This window comes from Clostridium sp. AM49-4BH (genome assembly GCF_003478335.1).
Lineage (GTDB): Bacteria > Bacillota > Clostridia > Lachnospirales > Lachnospiraceae > Butyribacter.
In genome coordinates this window covers 1-2,862 of the sequence record NZ_QUFB01000102.1, presented here as the reverse complement: position 1 = coordinate 2,862, position 2,862 = coordinate 1, and the positions used below count along the sequence as shown (strand labels likewise).

The 2,862-nt window shown below is 41.9% G+C and carries 3 protein-coding genes; all 3 read left to right on the top strand.

Translation table 11 applies throughout. From position 1 onward, the window contains the following. Positions 1-220: 220 nt before the first annotated feature. The 3 genes from DW981_RS14370 to DW981_RS14360 all read left to right on the top strand — a co-directional run bounded on the left by DW981_RS14370 (position 221) and on the right by DW981_RS14360 (position 2,476). A complete protein-coding gene (locus tag DW981_RS14370; protein ID WP_022024273.1) occupies positions 221-469 on the top strand; it encodes a hypothetical protein in 249 nt (82 codons plus the stop codon). Positions 470-758: 289 nt separating this feature from the next. Beyond that, entirely contained in the window at positions 759-1,556 is a 798-nt protein-coding gene (locus DW981_RS14365; RefSeq protein ID WP_118508223.1) for a cache domain-containing protein, read from the top strand. A gap of 56 nt (positions 1,557-1,612) precedes the next feature. Continuing rightward, positions 1,613-2,476 (top strand): methyl-accepting chemotaxis protein, encoded by an 864-nt coding sequence (locus DW981_RS14360; RefSeq protein WP_147352675.1) that lies wholly within the window; start codon positions 1,613-1,615, stop codon positions 2,474-2,476. Positions 2,477-2,862: the final 386 nt, after the last annotated feature.

Here is a 2,862-nt window from a genome sequence, read left to right as displayed (position 1 = left end):
AAAGTCCCGCATAGGCCGAGAAGTCTACCCTGAAAGTTGAGAATAGGCTTCGGGGATAGAGAAAAAGTCCCGCCATAGACCGAGAAGTCTACCCTAAAGGTTTGTTATAAGCTTCGGGGGTAGAGAAAAAGTCCTGTCATAGGCAGAGAAGTCTATCCTAAAGGCTGGGAATAGGCTTCCGGGGTAGAGAAAAAGTCCCGTCATAGACCGAGAAGTGATTGTGCCATTGCTTAATATGGATTTTGATGGTTTAAGAACTGCTATTATAGAAATGCTTTCTGGTGCAGTTGTGACTGTTGAAATTACGTCTTTTCAAAATGATACGGTTCATTTTCAAAACAAGGATGACGTATGCACCTATTTGATACATTTGGGATATTTAGGATATGATCAGACAAAACAGGTCGCATTTATTCCTAATGAGGAAATACGTCAGGAGTTGATCGGTGCAACAAAACGAAAAAAATGAAATAAATAGCAAAAAAACTAAGATCCAACAATATAAAAAATAACTCCCATCGAGCTTTGTGTCGAAATAAGAGATACAGAGCTCTTTTATTGTATAGGAAAATGTGGTATAATGACTCTAAAATCCAGATGCTTCGCATCTGTCGCGCATTGCGCTTTACGATTTTGTCGTTCACAAATTCTGCGCAAGTGAGCAAGCTCCCTTGTGTTGTGAATTTGTGATATAATAACTCTAATTAATTTAATACCGCTGAAGATGAACGGGAATAATACTAGGGAGGGTGTTCATTATGAAAAAGCAATCAAAGCATCATATTCATTCATTAACAGTAAGGATCACTGCGATAGCAATAATTCCACTATGCATATTGGCATGTATTCTGACCATTATAGGGATTGGAAGTATTCGATCAGGCATTCAAGATGAGGTGGAATTAACATTGCAGGCATCGACGGTGGGAGTGCAGGGAATGTTAGATGCGCTGAATGACAGTCCGCTAACATTAGATGGGGAGAAGCTCTACAAGGGCGAGCAGCAGATCACGGAGCAGATGTTGGAAAATATGGTGAAGGGAACCGATCTGGATGTCACGATATTCTATGACAAGACCAGACGTGCGACTACATTGAAAGATGCTAAGACCGGACAATTTGTTTTGGGGACAGATGCAGCGCAGGAGGTATATGACCGGGTAGTATTACAGGGCAAAACCTTTACTTCTTATGATATGGTCATTAATGATGAGGCGTATTATGTATATTACATGCCGTTAAAGGATCAGGGAGGAAGTACGATCGGCATGTTGTTTGCCGGCGCTCCGGCTTCAGATGTTAATTCTTTCATTGCTGTCAAGACTGGTACTTTGGTTGGTGTGGCAATAGTGATCGGAATTCTTGCATTTATAGTGATAATTATTCGTGTGTTAGCTATTCGAAATGGTCTGAATGACGCCAATGGTGCGCTGGGACAGCTGGCATGCGGTAATTTGAATGTTCAAATGAGCAAACGTTTACTGAAGCGTAAGGACGAGCTTGGCAGCATGGCGAAGAGCCTCAGCTTTTACAGAATGAACTTCGTAATATTATAGAAAAGATACAATCTGCATCTAATGATGTATTGACAGCGGGAGTGCAGCTGGGTGATATGTCAGCGCAGACGAGCGAAAATGCTTCGGAGATCGGCAATGCCGTCGATGACATTGCAAGTGGTGCTGTTGCACAGGCAGAGGAGATTGAGACTGCTACGCTTCGGATGAATACATTAGGCGAATTGATCGATGAAATGACAGAAAATGTGAAGCAGCTTGCGGTGACTTCTGATAAGATGGATCAAAGCCGTGAGCGTGCTGAAAAGATTATTACGGAATTATCAGAGTCAAACGTTGATACGGTAGATGCGGCGAGCAGAATGAATCGACAGATACATATCACAAACGATGCGGCAGTTCGCATCCAAAAGGCAATTCAGATCATCACTTCCATTGCGGATGAAACTAATCTGTTGTCTTTGAATGCATCTATTGAAGCGGCAAGGGCCGGCGAGCAGGGCAAAGGTTTTGCAGTAGTGGCTAATCAGATTCAGACATTGGCAGAGCAGTCGGGTGAATCTGCCAAAGAGATTGAGGAAATCACAGCGGAACTTTTGCAGGAATCTACACAAGCAGTTAGTATTATGGAAGAAATGCAGAACATTGTGGGAGAAGAGGCAGAGAAACTGGAAGAAACTAAGCAGCAGTTTATGAATGTCAGCGATGGTGTCACAGAGACGAGAAATGAGACGCAGAATATGCGCCAAAAGACGAAAGAGTGTGCAGGTGTTCGTCAGGAGATGATGGATGTTATATCAAACCTGTCAGCGGTTTCCGAAGAGAATGCGGCATCGACACAGGAAACGACAGCATCTATGCAGGTGCTGAATGATACGATTGCAACACAGGCGGATTCTGCAGGCAACTTAAGCAATTTGTCTAAGAGTATGGATCAACAATTAAAGTTCTTTGAACTGTAAAAAGACAGGATTGCCTCCAAACCCCATAAATACTGGGCTTTGGAGGCTTTTTTTGTTGCCTGGTCAAAAAAAGTCGAAAAAAATTAAAAAAAGTTGTTGACAAGTTGGAATCAAAATGATAATATATCATTCGTTGGCGCATCACGGAGCGGACAGCAACCGAGAGCGGCAATACATAATAGAAGCTTGATAACTGAATAGTAAAACAACCCTGAAAATTCTAAATAAAGGATGGGATGAAAACACATCCTAAAATAAAGATTTTCAATTCTGATCATCATAAAACATGCTTTATGAAGATCGCGCGAGACCAAGACGAAAGTCAACGGTAAAAACGGAAGCCAAAGTGAAAACTAAGGCAGGAACTTAAACATGAGAGTTTGATC

Coding starts and splice junctions, on each gene's coding strand:
- DW981_RS14365 (WP_118508223.1), top strand. CDS start 759: ATGAAAAAGCAATCAAAGCATCATATTCATTCATTAACAGTAAGGATC.
- DW981_RS14360 (WP_147352675.1), top strand. CDS start 1,613: ATGTCAGCGCAGACGAGCGAAAATGCTTCGGAGATCGGCAATGCCGTC.